Here is a 14,797-nt window from a genome sequence, read left to right as displayed (position 1 = left end):
GCGATCCCAGCAATGCGACACTCTGAAGCAGGCTGATGATCGGATTCAGATGATGACGCCCGCGGTGGCGGGGGGCAGGACCAGGGCATCGGCCAGGATTTCCAGCGCGCGGCGGGTCTCGTCGCGGTCCAGTGGAGCGCCCAGGCAGAAGCGCAGGGCCGCGGGCACGTCCGGCGTGGTGGCGAAGGCCTCCGCGGCCACCGCCGAGATGCCCCGGCTGCGCAGGTGGGCGGTGAACTCCCCGCCGGTCCAGCCGTCCGGCAGGGTGAGCCAGAGATGGAAGGCCTCCCGCTTGGTGACGATCCGCTCCGCCGGCAGGAGCGATTCGGCGAGCGCCCGGCGGACCATGGCCTCCGCCCGGATGGCGTCGCGCACGGCCTCGGCGGTGCCGTCGGCAATCCACAGCCGCGCGATGGTGGCGGACAGCGGGGCGGCGATCAGCGTGGTCGCCCGCTGCGCCACCGCCACCCGGCGGGCCTGCCGGGCGTCGGGTGCCGCCACATAGGCGATGCGCAGCGCCGGGGACACGCATTTGGCAAGTCCGGCGACGTGGTAGGTCAGCTCCGGCGCGAAGGCGGCCAGCGGCGGCGGCGCCGTTTCCGGCAGCGGGCCGTAGATGTCGTCCTCGATGATCGGAACGTTGTGGTCGCGCACCGCCGCGGCGACCGCCCGCCGCCGCTCCTCCGGCATGGTCGCGGTGGTCGGGTTGTGGAAGGTCGGGATGCAGTAGAGTGCCTTGGGCCGGTGCTCGGCGAGCGCGGCGCGCAGCGCGTCGGGGTCGATGCCGTCGGCGTCCATCGGAACGCCGACCACCCGCAGCCCGAACTGGGCCGCCGCGGCGCGGAAGCCGGGGTAGGTCAGAGCTTCCGCGCAGACCGTGTCGCCGGGGCGGGCCAGGGCGGAGAGCAGGGCGAGCAGGGCGGCCTGCGTGCCGGGCGCCACCAACACCCGCTCCGCCGTCAGGCCGGGCAGGCGATGGCGCAGCCAATGGACCGCCGCCTCGCGGTCCTCCGGGCTGTCGGCCCCGTCCGGGTAGCGCAGCAGGTCCGGCAGCCCCAGAGCCGCGGTGGCCGCGGCGACGCCGCGGGTCATGCGGGCGGTGAGGGCGGCGGAGTCCTCCGGCTGCGGCGGCTGGTTCATCGCCATGCTGACGGCCAGCGGCACCGTGCCAACGGTGGTGTGCGGCTCCGCGGCGAAGGGCGGGGGAACATGGCCCGTCTTGCGCACGAAGGTTCCCTGCCCGACCCGCGCGTCGACCAGCCCGCGGTGGCGCGCCTCCCCATAGGCGCGGCTGACGGTGGTGAAGTCGATGCCCAGCCGGTCGGCCAGAATCCGCTGCGGCGGCAGCCGGTCGCCGGGCCTCAGCCGCCCCGCCCCGATGTCCGCCGCGATGGCGTCCGCGATGGCGATGTAGACGGGCCGGCTGCGGTCCTCCAGCGAGGGCGCCCAGTCGATGGGGTGGGAAGCGTTTTGAGGGGCGGGAAGCTGCGGCATGGTGATCCTTGCAGGGAGGCGGGGCGCTCCCTTCCAGACATTAGGCCCGGCATTGTATGGATTGTCAATGTGCGCGTCGGGAATGTGCCACCGGCCCCGCCAGCCCCCCGTTCATCGCGGGGTGTTCCACCCTGGACAACAGACTCCGCAGTCAAAGCGTGCGCAGAAAAAAGGCCACCGGGGTGGTCCCCGATGGCCTTCGAGTCTAGGGAGGAAACGTCCAGGACGTCGCACCGGCCGCCGCAATGGCGGCCCACAACGCTTGAACACAAGAGGAAGCATACTAATATATTAATATGAAAGCAAGCAGAGAATCGAGGGTGGCAATCCATTTTCGATGCCGGCCCACGGTTTCGCCGCTCCCGCTTCCGTCCCGCCGGAGCGAGGGGAGGGAAGCGGCGCCCGCAGGGTCAGCCGCTGTTGCGCAGGCCGGCGGCGACGCCGTTGATCGACATCAGGATGCCGCGCCGCACCCGCTCGTCGCTGCTGCCGGCGCGGTGGCGCCGCAGAAGCTCGACCTGGACGTGGTTCAGCGGGTCCATGTAGGGGAAGCGGTTGCGGATCGACCGCGCCAGCAGCGGGTTCTCGCCCAGCAGCTCGTCGTGGCCGGCGATGGCCAGCAGATGGCGCCGGGTGCGCTGCCACTCCTCGCGGATGCGGCCGAAGATGCGCTCGCGCAGCTCGACGTCCTCCACCAGCTCCGCGTAGCGCGAGGCGATGGCGAGGTCGCTCTTGGCCAGCACCATGTCCATGTTGGACAGCAGCGACTTGAAGAAGGGCCAGGCGCGATTCATGCGCTGGAGCAGGGCGAGCCCGTCCGGCTCCTCCTCCAGCCACGCCTCCACGGCGCTGCCGAAGCCGTACCAGCCCGGCAGCATCAGGCGGCACTGCGCCCAGGAGAAGACCCAGGGAATGGCGCGCAGATCCTCGATGCGGTCCGACTTGGTGCGCGAGGCTGGACGGCTGCCGATGTTCAGCGTGGCGATTTCCGAGATCGGCGTGGCCGTGCGGAAATACTGGGTGAAGCCCGGCGTCTCGTAGACCAGCCCGCGGTAGGCGCCGAAGGCCAGCTCCGACAGCCGCTCCATCGCCGCGTAGAAGGATTCCGCCGGCTCGACGCGGTTCTCCAGGTCGAGCAGGGTGGCCTCCAGCGTCGCCGCGGTCAGGACCTCCAGGTTGCGCTGCCCGACCTCGGGGCGCCCATACTTCGAGGCGATGACCTCGCCCTGCTCGGTGATGCGGATCTGGCCGGACACCGCGCCGGTCGGCTGGGCCAGGATGGCCTGATAGCTGGGGCCGCCGCCGCGGCCGACCGAGCCGCCGCGGCCATGGAACAGCCGCATGCGCACGCCGTGCCGGTCGAACAGCTTCGCCAGCTCGATCTCCGCCTTGTACAGCTCCCAGCCGGAGGTCAGGAAACCGCCGTCCTTGTTGCTGTCGGAATAACCGAGCATCACCTCCTGCTCGTCCCCGCGCGAGGTGACCAGGGCGCGGTAGGCGGGCAGGGTGAACAGCCGCTCCATCGTCGCCGGGGCCTGCCGGAGATCCTCGATGGTCTCGAACAGCGGGACGATGTTGAGGCCGAGCGCCGGGGCGCCCCCCGTCTCCGGGCGCAGCAGGCCGGATTCCTTGAGCAGCAGCGCCACCTCCAGCAGGTCGGACGCGCCGTCTGTCTTGGAGATGATGCTGTTCGGCAGGGCGGCGGGTCCGTAGGTCTCGCGCAGCTGGCGGGCGGCGAAGAAGATCGCCAGCTCGCCCGCCGTCTCCTCCGAATAGGCGTGGTAGGGCGAGTGGAGCGGGCGCGGGCTTTGGATTTCCTCGGCCAGCAGGGCGATGCGCTCGTCCTCCGACAGGGCGGCGTAGTCGGCGCAGCGGCCGGCGACGGCCAGCAGCTCCGCCACCGTGCGCTGGTGCACGTCGGAGTTCTGGCGCAGGTCGATCGGGGCCAGATGGAAGCCGAAGGTCTTCACCGCGATGATCAGGCGGCGCAGCCGCCCGGCGGCCAGACGGCCCGCCCCGTGGGCCTTCAGCGAGGCGGCCAGCACCTCCAGATCGGCCAGCAGCTCGGCGCTGGTGGCGTAGGGATCGCCCTTGCCGACCGCGTTGCGCAGCGCCTCATGCTGGTCGAGCGTCCGCGAGGTCGCCGCCAGACGGGCGTAGATGCCGGTCAGGGCGCGGCGGAACGGCTCGTCGGCGCGGTGCGGCGAATGGTCGGGGGAGCGCTTGGCCAGCGCCTCCAGCTCCGGCGAGGTGCCGAGCAGAAGCTCGGACAGCGGCAGCTCGCCGCCCAGCTCGTGGATTTCGGTCAGATAGTGGTCGAGCGCGGCGGTCGATTGCAGGCGCATCGCCTCGCGCAGGATCGGCGCGGTGACGAAGGGGTTGCCGTCGCGGTCGCCGCCGATCCAGGAGCCGATGCGGAAATAGGGCGGCAGCGACCACTCCCGGTCGGGGAAGCGCTTGGCCAGCAGGTCCTCGAAGCGGCAGAACAGCTTGGGCAGCTCGGAGAAGAAGGTGTCGGTGTAGTAGGAGATGCCGTTCTTCACCTCGTCGATCACGGCGAGGCGCTGCGGGCGCAGCATGCGGGTGCGCCACAGGGTCAGGATGGCCTCCTGAAGCGCGTCCATGTTGGCCTCCGCCTCCTCCGGCGTCAGGCGGGAACGGTCGCGGGTGTCCAGCAGGGAGGCCACCTTGTGCTCCAGCGCCAGGATGCTCTTGCGCTGGACCTCGGTCGGGTGGGCGGTCAGCACCGGGCTGACCTGCGCGATGTCCAGCACCCCGGCCAGCCGGTCCGGCGCGACGCCGGCGGCCTCCAGCCGCTCCAGCGCGTAGGGCAGGGTGCCCTCGCGCGCCGGCGAGCCGGCGATGGCGTGGTCGCGGGTGCGGCGGATGTGGTGCTGGTCCTCGGCGATGTTGGCGAGGTGCAGGAAGTAGGAGAAGGCGCGCACCACCGACATCATCGTGTCGCGCGGCAGGCCGTTCAGGATCTCGGCCATCTCGCGGCGGGCGGAGTCGTCGTCGTCGCGGTTGAAGCGCACCGACGCCTGGCGCACGCTTTCGATGACGCCGTAGACGCCGTCGCCCTCCTGTTCGCGCACCGTGTCGCCGAGCAGGCGGCCGAGCAGGCGGATATCCTCCCGCAGCGGGAAATCCTTGTCGTCGGTGCCAGTGTCGGTGCCGGTTTCGGTGTCGCTGACCGGAGCGGTGGAATGGAGGGCGGCGTCGGTGGTCATCGTGGGTCGCTCCGGCTGTGCGAAGGTGGAACCGTCGAAAGGATCGGCGTGCAACTGTAAAGCAGTTTGCTGCACCCGCTAAAGCCCTTTTTCCCTTGTGGGAGAACGGCTTCGGCACGGTTGCGGACGCCGCCGCCCCGGTGGCGCCGGTTGCGCTGCGGTGTCCGCACAGATCTATCACTTGGCCGAAGGGCCCGCCACGGCGGCGCGCGATCCTTCCGCCATGCGGAGACGGCTGCTGTTCAGCGTCGCATTTATACTAGTATATCAAATCCGCTGGCAAGGCTCGAGGCTGGGACCCGCGGCGTGTTCAGGGCGCGCCGAACCGTCCCGCCGGCAGCCCGACGACGCCGGGGGTGCAGGCGAACAGCCCACCGGCGAGCGGTTCCCCAGCCGGCGCGTCCTGGGCGGCGGTGGTGATGAACAGCCGGTCCAGCCCCGGCCCGCCGAAGGCGCAGGAGGTGACGTTGGACACCGGCAGCCGCACCACCCGGTCCAGCGTCCCGTCCGGCCGGAAGCGGCTGACCCGCCCGCCGCTCCAGTGGGCGACCCAGAGGTGCCCCTCGGCGTCGCAGGTCATGCCGTCGGGATAGCCGTCCTCCTCACCGAAACGGAGGTGGACGCGCTTGCCGGACAGGGTGCCGTCCGCGGCCAGGGTGAAGGCGAAGACGGTTCGGGACGGGCTGTCGGTGTGGTAGAGCGTCCGCCCGTCCGGTGACAGGGCGGGGCCGTTGCTGACCGTGTAGCCCTTGTCCGCCCGCTCCACGGAACCGTCGGGCCCGATGCGGTACAGCGCGCCGGAGGCGTCCTGTTCCGCGTCATCCATGCTGCCCACCCACAGCCGGCCGGCAGCGTCGGCCATGGCGTCGTTCAGCCGGTTGCCGGGTGTGTCCTCCTCCAGCCGCAGCATCTCGGGTCCCATCGAGAGCCGGTCGCCGTCGAGCGTCAGGCCGACCAGCCGGCGGGAGCGCAGCCCGGCGACGAAGCCGGCGCCGTCCGCCCGCTCGACCAGCCAGCAGGCGGCTTCCTCCAGCGGCCAGTCACGGCCCCGGCCGTCGGCGGGGGTGTAGCGCAGCAGGCGCGACCCGCGGATGTCCACGGCGAACAGGGCGTTGCGCGACGGCGACCAGACCGGCCCTTCGCCGAGCTGCGCGCCGGCCTCCCAGACACAGTGAGCGTCCATGGTCACGGTCTCCTTCTCTGACTGCTCCGCGCGATGCCGCGGGTCTTTTCGTCACAGGTCCAGGGTGGCTTTCGCGGCAAGTCTTTTGCAGCGTTCCGGCGCGGGAAGTGGCAAAAAGAGCGCGTGGCGTTCGCCGGTCCCATGCCCATATGGGGCTTGGCCGAACGATCGAACCGACGTTTGAACCAACGTTCGAACCAAAGTTTCAAGGCAGTATTTTTCCGAGGGAGGAATTCACCCATGTCTGCCCCGACCCGACTGAAGCCCGGCGTCGTGACCGGAGAGGACTACCGCGCGCTGATCGCCGCCTGCCAGGACGGTGGTTACGCTCTGCCGGCGGTCAACGTGGTCGGCACCAACGGCATCAACGCCGTCCTCGAGGCGGCGGCGAAGAACCGCTCCGACGTGATCGTGCAGCTGTCGAACGGCGGCGCCCGCTTCTACGCCGGCGAGGGCATGAAGGACGCGCTCCAGGCGCGCATCCTGGGCGCGGTCTCGGCCGCCCAGCACGTCCATCTGCTGGCCGAGCAGTACGGCGTCTGCGTCGTCCTGCACACCGACCACGCGAACAAGGGCCTGATCCCCTGGGTCGAGGGCATGATCGGCCATGGCGAGGAGCATTTCCGCCGCACCGGCCGTCCGCTGTTCAGCTCGCACATGCTCGACCTGTCGGAGGAGTCGCTGGACTTCAACCTGTCGGAATGCGCCCGTGTCCTCAAGCGCCTCGCCCCGCTGGGCATGAGCCTGGAGATCGAGCTGGGCGTGACCGGCGGCGAGGAGGACGGCATCGGGTCGGAGGACCTGGACGCCGCCAACAACGCCCACCTCTACACCCAGCCGGAAGACGTGCTGCGCGCCTATGAGGAGCTGTCGCCCATCGGCCATTTCTCGGTCGCGGCCTCCTTCGGCAACGTGCACGGCGTCTATGCCCCGGGCAACGTCAAGCTGCGTCCGGAAATCCTCGGCGCCTCGCAGGCCCTGGTGGCGGAGCGTCACGGCGGCGGCGCCAAGCCGCTGGCGCTGGTGTTCCACGGCGGTTCGGGGTCGGAGAAGGAGAAGATCGCCCAGGCGGTCGGCTTCGGCGTGTTCAAGATGAACATCGACACCGACACCCAGTTCGCCTTCGCCGAGTCCATCGGCGGCTTCGTGCTGGAGAACGAGGCGGCTTTCCGCCATCAGATCGACCCGCAGTCGGGCAAGCCGCTGAAGAAGCTGTACGACCCGCGCAAGTGGCTGCGCCTGGGCGAGCAGGGCATGGTCCGTCGTCTCGACGAGGCCTTCGCCGATCTGGGCGCTTCCGGCAAGTCGCTGGCCGGCTGATCGGTCGGGATGTGGGGGTGGGGGGCCGACATGGCCGCTCGCCCCTACACCGACGGCACCACCCCGATCACCGGCTCCGGCGGCGTCGTGATTGCCGCCGGGGCCGGGGTTGGAGCCAGGACCGGCGCCGGGGGCGCCGTGAAATCCACGGCCAGTTGCTCGACCGTCATCGATCCGACTCCCGCCGCCACCTCGGCGCCGAACTGGAAGCCGAGAATCCAGTCTGTCTCGCTGACGATCCCGCGGGTCTGAAGCTCATCCAGCAGCCCATCCAGGTCCAGCGTCCCGGCCAGCCGGTCGTCGCCGTATTGCAGAACCGTGTATTCCCAGTCGATCGGGTTGCCGTCCACCCCGCCGCTGAACACCGGCTTGTTCCACAGCGTGGCATCCCCCTGCGCGTCGGTCAGCGTGGCGACCGGCTCCCCGGCGGGGGTGAAGTAGCCGCTGTGCAGCCACACCATCACCTCGTCGGTCACGCCCTCGATCCCCTTTTTCGGGTCGTCGCCGATCCACAGGCTGACGGCGACGTTGTAGAGATTGGTCGCTCCGATCAGGCCGACCTTGTAGGTCACGTCGAAATTCGGCAGGTCGGCGATCCGCGCCGGCAGGACCGCGCTGGTGGACGGCGCGCCGTTCCACGGATTGACGCCGTGGGTCAGCTCCGGGTAGGCCCGCACCGGGTAATTCTCGTAGGTCAGGGCGCGCCGGCTGTCGTAGGGCCAGTTCCAGCTGATCACCGTCCCGTTTGGAAAGGTCGCCTCGTTGAGGACGATGGACTGGGTGAAGTCCTTGCCGTTGCGGTAGCCGCCCGGATTCCAGACGTTGCTGCTGGCCGCCCAGCCGCCGGCCTCCAGCCGGTTGGCGCTTCCCGTCAGCGTCGTGGTCATGGTGGGGTCCCCGCTCCGTTGCATTCTGTGCGGCGTCGGGGCTTCAACAAGGGCGGGCGGCGATGATCGCGGCGGCGCTCACCGCCCGGCGGACAGCCGGCGGTCGATGTCGCGGGCGAGCCGATCCATCGGGCTCGTCGGCTCGATGATGTCGCGCCATTTGTTGTGCCAATGGAAGCAGAAGGCGCCGGGGAAGAAGCTGTCGAGGTCGAAGGCGACCGGCGACGCCTTCATGAATTCATTGAAGTGCAGCACCGGGTTGTCGATCCATCCGGCGTCGAACCAGGGGCACGGCAGCACGAGGATGTCCATCGGCGTGTCGTAGACCAGGCCGGCTTGCTGGAAGCCCCAGCCGCGGCCGCGGTTCCGGATGAACTCGATATTGCCCTTCATCGCCTCCGACCGCGGCGTCGGGGAGATGTAGAGCGCGCCGTTGGGATAGTTCTGCCGCTCCCACCGGTAGGCCAGGATCTTGCCGGGAAACTGGTTCAGGAGCGGCGTGACGCTCCTCAGGAACAGGCAGTCGAGGTCGAACCACACGCCGCCGTATTTGTAGAGCAGGATGTACCGGACGATGTCGGAGTAGAAGGACGCGTCGATCGACCGCCCCAAGTCGTTTCCCTCGAGAAAGGTGCCACGGCATTCGTCGCGCTCGGAAAAGGCGCGGATCTCGGCGTATTCGCTGATTTCGCTCAGATATCCGTTCTCGACGCCGTTCTGCGTCCAGAGGATGATTTTGTTCGCGCGGCCACGGACGTTGAACAGATGGCAGCTTTTCACTGAAATGAGGTGCTTCTCGTTCAGCGGGCCGTCCCAATAGGCGTGGAAGGTGAGCGGTTCGGCCGGGGGCGTCTCGTCCTTGATGAGCTTGGCGATCTCGAGCGCCAGAAGTTCATGGGAGAAATCCTCCGGCGAGAACTTTAGCACTTCCATCGATGGACCCTTCACGACGCCGTTCTTGGGGGATCTCCCGCCGAACGCCGTTATGCAACAGGTCCGGCGGGGCAAGCAACCTCACCCCCCCCGACGGGAAGCCTTCACTTGCCCTTGCGGGTCAGCAGGAAGGCGAAGACGCCGATGGTCACGACGAACACGCTGACGGCGCCGGCCAGGGCGATGTAGGTGGTGGTGTCGAAGTTCATGGCGCAACCTCCATCGGTTGAAGAGACAGGACAGGATCAGGGGGCGAGGAAGACGGTCTCGTGCTGGACGGTCAGCCCGTCCGGCTGGCGGGTGACGACGAAGGCCGTGGGGGTCGAGGGCTGGCGCAGCGCCTCCTTCGGCACGCGGACCAGCACGCGGTGGGTCGCCACGCTGTCGGGATCGGCCTCGACCAGGACGGAGCCTTCCGCCGCCTCGCCCTCGCCGCCGGCCACCGACAGGACGGCGCCGGGAAGGCCGGTGACGGACAGGCGATAGCTCTGGGCCGCCCGCGTCATGTTCAGGACCTTGACCGTGTAGGCGTTTTGGATGTCGCCGTTGGACAGGGTGACGAACAGCGGCGCGCGGTCGCGCAGGATGTTCACGTCGACCTTCGGCTTCAGCACCAGACCGGCGGCCATCATCCCACCGACGACGGTCAGCAGCAGCGTGTAGATGATCGTCCGTGGGCGTACCGGCTTGAACGCCGGCTTGGCTCCGTTGGCCCGCGCGATCTGGGCGTTCAGGGAATCGAAGCGGACCAGATCGCCGGGCCGCCCGATCTTCGCCATCACGTCGTTGCAGGCGTCCACGCACAGGCCGCAACCGATGCAGGCGAGCTGCGGGCCGTTGCGGATGTCCACCCCGGTCGGGCAGACATGGACGCAGGCCCCGCAATCGATGCAGTCGCCCAGCCCCTTCGCCTTGCGCTCCTCCCAGCTTTGCGAGCGCTTCAGGTGGCCGCGGCCCTCGCCGCGCCAGTCCTCATAGGTGACGGTCAGGCTCTCCTCGTCCTGCATCGCCGCCTGGAAGCGCGGCCAGGGGCACATGTAGATGCACACCTGCTCGCGCGCGTGGCCGGCCAGCAGATAAGTCGTCGCGGTGAACAGCCCGATGAACAGCAGGACGTTCGAGGTCGCCTCGAACCGCAGCATCTCCAGCGCCAGCGTCGGGGCATCGTTGAAGTAGAAGACCCAGGCCCCGCCGGTCAGCAAAGCGATCAGCAGCCACGCGGCGTGCTTGGCCGCCTTCTTGCCCAGCTTGGCCGGCGACCAGGGGGCGTGATCCAGGCGGATGCGGTCGCCGCGGTCGCCCTCGATCCGGCGCTCCACCCACAGGAACAGGTCGCTCCACACCGTCTGCGGGCAGGCGTAGCCGCACCAGACGCGGCCGGCGAGCGCGGTCGCCAGGAACAGGCCGATTGCCCCCAGGATCAGCGCGCCGGTCAGGTAATAGACCTGCTGCGGCCACAGCTCGATGAAGAAGAAATACAGGCGGCGGCCCGGCATATCCACCAGCACCGCCTGATCCGGCGCGTTGGGGCCGCGGTCCCAGCGAATCCAGGGGGTGACGTAGTAGAGGCCGAGCAGAAGGATCAGCGTCAGCCATTTCAGCCGGCGGAAGGTGCCGCCGACCGACTTCGGGTAAATCTTGCTGTATTTGGCGTAGAGGCCGCTTTTGCGCGCAGGTTCCGTGGGGTGGGGGGCGGTAGACGGTTCGGTGGTGGAAACGCTCATCATGGTCGTCCGTGGTTCGGCCCGCGGACACATGGGGCAAGGTCGGGGCAAGGGCGGGGCAGGGGGCGGGCCGTCCCCGCAGGCTAGGGAGACGGCGCGGCGCCGCCTTTGCGAATCCGCAAACGGACGGGGGTGGGGGGCGATTTTTGTCGGAGGGGCGTTGGGGTGGGGGCAAGCTCCTCTACCCGTCCAGCGCCACCGCCTCCAGCGCGGACAGGTCGCAGACGAAGACGTTCGGCGCCCGCTCGGCCACCAAACCGGCGCGCTTGAACTCGGCGATGGTGCGGCTGGCCGTCTCCATGCCGACGCCGAGCATGGCGCCCAGATCCTCGCGGCCCGACAGCAGGACCGGTTCGTTCGGACCATCGGCGGCGAGCTTCAGGAACAGTCGGGCCAGCCGCCGCCGGGCGCTGCCGGTGGACAGCTCGGTCAGCCACTCGTCGGCCTGGTGCAGGGATTGGTACCAGCGCTCCATCAGGCGGGCGTGCAGGCGCGGCGTCTCCTTGCTCAGCCGCTCGACCACGGCCCGCGGCAGGCGGCAGGTCTCGGCCTCCTGAAGCACGACGGCGGTGTGCTCGTAGGGTTTGCCGACCAGCACTTCCAGCCCGGCCACGGCGCCCCGGCGGAGCAGCCGGACGATGCGCTGCGTGCCGTCGGGGAGGAACTGGACCAGCTTCACCAGCCCGCTGCGGATCGTGTAGAGGGAGCCGCCCTCGTCCCCCGCGCTGTAGAGCGTGGCGCCGGGCTGGAAGCGCAGCTCGTCGATGGGAATGTGGATCAGGTCGAAATCCTGGTCGCGCAGGTCGCCGAACAGGACGAGGTCCCGTATGGCGCAGCTGCTGCAGCGCGCGGTACCCAGCCGCGCGGCGTCGATTCCGTTCCGATGCACCCCTGCCCGCCTTCCGTCCGCTGGCCCCGTTCCGCCCGAAGCTCCGGAGCGAATTTTACGCGGTCCGGTCGAAAAGTTCCAACCGCGTGGATCCGTCCCGGGCGATATCCCGTATCCTGTTCTCCCCCCTTACCCACGTTGCGCCCAACGAAAGGCAATCTATATGACTAATAGCTTATGATCTTGTTCTGAAGTGGTATTGTCTCAGTCAGTCTCCGTTGATAACCAAAGAGATGCCCACGACGTCAAACATTCGACATTATCTGAAATCATCGAATAGACCGTACGGCGAGCAGGGCATTAAGGAGCGACCTATTGGATTTTCTTTGTTTTCGGAGTGAACGCTGCCGCAAGGACCGGCGCCATGACCGTCGGTGATTTGGATCTCGACGCCTGCGGCCGCGAACCGATCCACCGCCCCGGCAGCATCCAGCCTCACGGCATGCTGTTGGCCTTTTCCGGAAACGACGCCGGCGCCACTCTGATCCAGGCCAGCGCCAACGCCGCGCCGGCGCTTGCCCTGCCGCTGGAGCAGGCGTTGGGTCAGCCGTTGGAACGGGCGCTCCACCCGCAGATCGCCACCGCAGTCCGCTCCTTCCTTGCCGCCGGTCCGGTGCCGTCCCGCCCGGTGCCGGTCACCGTGACCGAACTGCCCGGTGCCGGCCGTCACCAGCTTCTCGCCCATGCCGTTCCGGACGCGGCGGGCAACGGTGTGGTGATCCTGGAGCTGGAACGGCTGGACGGGCAGGAGACTGACCTTCTCGACCACGTCTACCCGCGCATGCGCGAGGCGCTGGAGCGGCTGGATGCGTTGAACGCGCCGGCGGACCTCCTGAACTGCGCCGCGCAGGAGGTGCGGGCGCTGACCGGCTTTGACCGCGTGCTGATCTACCGCTTCGACGCCGATTGGCACGGCACGGTGGTGGCGGAAGACGGGAACGGGCGGTTGCCCTCCTACATGGATCTGCGCTTTCCCGCCTCCGACATCCCCACCCAGGCGCGCGAGCTGTACCGGCTGAACCGCCAGCGGCTGATCCCCGATGCCGGCTACGCCCCGGTGCCGCTGGTCGCGCTGCCGCCGGTTCCCGCCGGGGCGGCGCCGCTGGATCTCAGCTTCTCCGTCCTGCGCAGCGTGTCGCCGGTGCATGTGCAATACATGCGGAACATGGAAACCGCCTCTTCCATGTCGGTGTCGATCCTGCTGCACGGGGCCTTGTGGGGCCTGATCTCCTGCCACCACCGGGAGCCGAGGGCGGTGTCCTACGCCGTGCGCTCGGCCTGCGACCTGATCGCCCAGATCCTGTCGGTGCGCATCGCCGCGGTGGAGGACCGGCGCGACGCGGAGCACCGCATCGCCCTGCAATCCATCCAGGCGCGGCTGCTGGCCGCCATGGCCCAGGCCGATCCCTTCATCGCCGGCCTGACCGAGCATCCCGACGACCTGCTGCACTTCGCCAACGCCAGCGGAGCCGCCGTCGTCTTCGAACGGCGCTGCACGCTGGTCGGCGACACCCCGACGGAAGAGCAGGTGCGCGACCTCGTGGACTGGTTGGCCACCCAGGGCGAGCCGGAGCAATTCGAGACCGACAGTCTGCCCGCCCTCTACCGGGCCGCCGCGGACTTCGAAGGCAAGGCTGCGGGGCTGCTGGCCATCGCCGTGTCGAAGCTGCACGCCAGCTACGTGCTGTGGTTCCGGCCCGAGGTGGTGCGCACCGTCCGCTGGGGCGGTGACCCGCGCAAGCCGCTCGACCGCGACGGGCAGCGATTGTCCCCTCGCGCCTCTTTCGAGACGTGGAAGGAGACGGTGCGCCACCGCGCGCTGCCCTGGACCGCGGCGGAGCGCGACACCGCCGCCGCGCTGCGCCACGCCGTCATCGGCATCGTCCTGCGCAAGGCCGAGGAACTGGCCGCCCTGTCGCGGGAGCTGGCGCGCTCCAACAAGGAGCTGGAGTCCTTCTCCTACTCCGTTTCCCACGACCTGCGCGCGCCGTTCCGCCACATCGTCGGTTACGCCGAGCTGTTGCAGGAGCTGGAGTCGGACCAGTTGAGCGCCACCGGAAAGCGCTATCTGGACGTCATCGTGGACGCGGCCAACAGCGCCGGCACGCTGGTGGACAATCTGCTGCACTTCTCCCAGATGGGACGCAGCGAGCTGACCCCCGTCTCGGTGGACATGAGCGTCCTGGTGGCGGAGGTGCGGGAGACGCTGGCGCCCGACACCGCCGGGCGGGCCATCGAATGGAACATCGCCCCGCTGCCCACGGTGCGCGGCGATCCCGTGATGATGCGGCTGGTTCTGCAAAATCTCTTGTCGAACGCCATCAAATACTCCCGCGACCGGGAACCGGCGCGCATCGCCGTGGGTTGCGAAGACCGGCCCACCGAAACCATCTTCTTCGTCAGGGACAACGGGGTCGGCTTCAACCAAGCCTACGAGAAGAAGCTGTTCGGGGTCTTCCAGCGGCTGCACCGCAACGAGGAATTCGAAGGCATCGGCATCGGCCTGGCCAACGTGCGCCGCGCCGTGGAGCGCCACGGCGGACGGACCTGGGCCGACGGGCGGCTCGACAAAGGAGCGATCTTCTACTTCACGCTGCCGAAAGCCGGGATGGCGAAACCGGATCCGCGCGATCTCGATGAGTGACCTGAAACATGAGTGACCTGAAACCCATCCTGCTGGTCGAAGACAATCCGCGGGACCTGGAGCTGACCCTGGCGGCGCTGGAGAAATGCCAGCTTGCCAACGACGTGATCGTCGCCCGCGACGGTGAGGAGGCGCTGCGGATGCTGACCCGCCGCGATCCGGAGACGGGGCAGCCGACCCAGCTTCCCGCCGTCGTCCTGCTCGACCTCAAGCTGCCGAAGATCGACGGGCTGGAGGTGCTGGAGCGGGTGAAGAGCGATCCGGAGACCCGGCACGTTCCCATCGTGATGCTCACCGCGTCGCGCGAGGAAAGCGACCTCGTGCGCAGCTACAAGCTGGGGGTGAACGCCTTCGTGGTGAAGCCGGTGGACTTCAGGGCCTTCTTCCAGGCGATCCGCGATCTGGGCGCCTTCTGGGCGATCCTGAACGAACCCCCGGTCGGCTGCGCCCGTCGTCCGGCGGGAACCCCGCCCGCGGGAAAAGGCGCCTGAAG

Annotated in this window: 10 protein-coding genes; 3 read left to right on the top strand and 7 right to left on the bottom strand. The window is 68.9% G+C overall.

Annotated features, from left to right (window positions below):
- Nucleotides 1-45 precede the first annotated feature (45 nt).
- The 3 genes from DS837_RS19685 to DS837_RS19675 all read right to left on the bottom strand — a co-directional run bounded on the left by DS837_RS19685 (nt 46) and on the right by DS837_RS19675 (nt 5,907).
- A complete protein-coding gene (locus DS837_RS19685; RefSeq protein ID WP_149166314.1) occupies nt 46-1,494 on the bottom strand; it encodes an aminotransferase-like domain-containing protein in 1,449 nt (482 codons plus the stop codon).
- A gap of 410 nt (nt 1,495-1,904) precedes the next feature.
- On the bottom strand, nt 1,905-4,724 hold the full coding sequence (gene ppc, locus DS837_RS19680; RefSeq protein ID WP_149166313.1) for a phosphoenolpyruvate carboxylase: 2,820 nt from the start codon (nt 4,722-4,724) through the stop codon (nt 1,905-1,907).
- A gap of 310 nt (nt 4,725-5,034) precedes the next feature.
- Nucleotides 5,035-5,907: an SMP-30/gluconolactonase/LRE family protein gene (locus DS837_RS19675; RefSeq protein WP_149166312.1), complete on the bottom strand. Its 873-nt coding sequence runs from the start codon at nt 5,905-5,907 to the stop codon at nt 5,035-5,037.
- A gap of 240 nt (nt 5,908-6,147) precedes the next feature.
- Between DS837_RS19675 and fbaA the strand changes: the two genes are divergently transcribed.
- Complete coding sequence (gene fbaA, locus DS837_RS19670; protein WP_137117940.1) at nt 6,148-7,227, top strand: class II fructose-bisphosphate aldolase; 1,080 nt, start codon at nt 6,148-6,150, stop codon at nt 7,225-7,227.
- 44 nt (nt 7,228-7,271) lie between these two features.
- On the opposite strand, the gene DS837_RS19665 is transcribed toward fbaA, so the two are convergent.
- The 4 genes from DS837_RS19665 to DS837_RS19650 all read right to left on the bottom strand — a co-directional run bounded on the left by DS837_RS19665 (nt 7,272) and on the right by DS837_RS19650 (nt 11,660).
- Nucleotides 7,272-8,114, bottom strand: coding sequence for a GH12 family glycosyl hydrolase domain-containing protein (locus tag DS837_RS19665; RefSeq protein WP_149166311.1), 843 nt, complete (start codon nt 8,112-8,114; stop codon nt 7,272-7,274).
- Between the two features lie 78 nt (nt 8,115-8,192).
- The gene (locus DS837_RS19660; protein ID WP_149166310.1) at nt 8,193-9,047 is read right to left on the bottom strand and encodes a glycosyltransferase; all 855 of its coding nucleotides are present in this window, start codon (nt 9,045-9,047) and stop codon (nt 8,193-8,195) included.
- Between the two features lie 245 nt (nt 9,048-9,292).
- On the bottom strand, nt 9,293-10,771 hold the full coding sequence (ccoG, locus tag DS837_RS19655) for a cytochrome c oxidase accessory protein CcoG (RefSeq protein ID WP_149166364.1): 1,479 nt from the start codon (nt 10,769-10,771) through the stop codon (nt 9,293-9,295).
- A 181-nt stretch (nt 10,772-10,952) separates the two neighbouring features.
- Nucleotides 10,953-11,660, bottom strand: coding sequence for a Crp/Fnr family transcriptional regulator (locus DS837_RS19650; protein ID WP_149166309.1), 708 nt, complete (start codon nt 11,658-11,660; stop codon nt 10,953-10,955).
- Between the two features lie 364 nt (nt 11,661-12,024).
- On the opposite strand from DS837_RS19650, the gene DS837_RS19645 reads away from it, so the two are divergent.
- Both DS837_RS19645 and DS837_RS19640 read left to right on the top strand, forming a co-directional pair.
- Complete coding sequence (locus DS837_RS19645; RefSeq protein WP_149166308.1) at nt 12,025-14,304, top strand: ATP-binding protein; 2,280 nt, start codon at nt 12,025-12,027, stop codon at nt 14,302-14,304.
- An 8-nt stretch (nt 14,305-14,312) separates the two neighbouring features.
- Nucleotides 14,313-14,795 carry a response regulator gene (locus tag DS837_RS19640; protein ID WP_149166307.1) on the top strand — a complete coding sequence of 161 codons (483 nt, stop codon included), beginning with the start codon at nt 14,313-14,315 and terminating at the stop codon, nt 14,793-14,795.
- Nucleotides 14,796-14,797: the final 2 nt, after the last annotated feature.

The sequence above is a fragment of the Azospirillum brasilense genome (assembly GCF_008365405.1).
Lineage (GTDB): Bacteria > Pseudomonadota > Alphaproteobacteria > Azospirillales > Azospirillaceae > Azospirillum > Azospirillum brasilense_D.
The sequence above is the reverse complement of the archived record's forward strand: the minus strand, read 5'-3'. Positions and strand labels throughout refer to the sequence as shown.

Coding starts and splice junctions, on each gene's coding strand:
- ccoG (WP_149166364.1), bottom strand. CDS start 10,771: ATGAGCGTTTCCACCACCGAACCGTCTACCGCCCCCCACCCCACGGAA.
- ppc (WP_149166313.1), bottom strand. CDS start 4,724: ATGACCACCGACGCCGCCCTCCATTCCACCGCTCCGGTCAGCGACACC.
- fbaA (WP_137117940.1), top strand. CDS start 6,148: ATGTCTGCCCCGACCCGACTGAAGCCCGGCGTCGTGACCGGAGAGGAC.
- DS837_RS19645 (WP_149166308.1), top strand. CDS start 12,025: ATGACCGTCGGTGATTTGGATCTCGACGCCTGCGGCCGCGAACCGATC.
- DS837_RS19640 (WP_149166307.1), top strand. CDS start 14,313: ATGAGTGACCTGAAACCCATCCTGCTGGTCGAAGACAATCCGCGGGAC.
- DS837_RS19665 (WP_149166311.1), bottom strand. CDS start 8,114: ATGACCACGACGCTGACGGGAAGCGCCAACCGGCTGGAGGCCGGCGGC.
- DS837_RS19660 (WP_149166310.1), bottom strand. CDS start 9,047: ATGGAAGTGCTAAAGTTCTCGCCGGAGGATTTCTCCCATGAACTTCTG.
- DS837_RS19685 (WP_149166314.1), bottom strand. CDS start 1,494: ATGCCGCAGCTTCCCGCCCCTCAAAACGCTTCCCACCCCATCGACTGG.
- DS837_RS19675 (WP_149166312.1), bottom strand. CDS start 5,907: ATGGACGCTCACTGTGTCTGGGAGGCCGGCGCGCAGCTCGGCGAAGGG.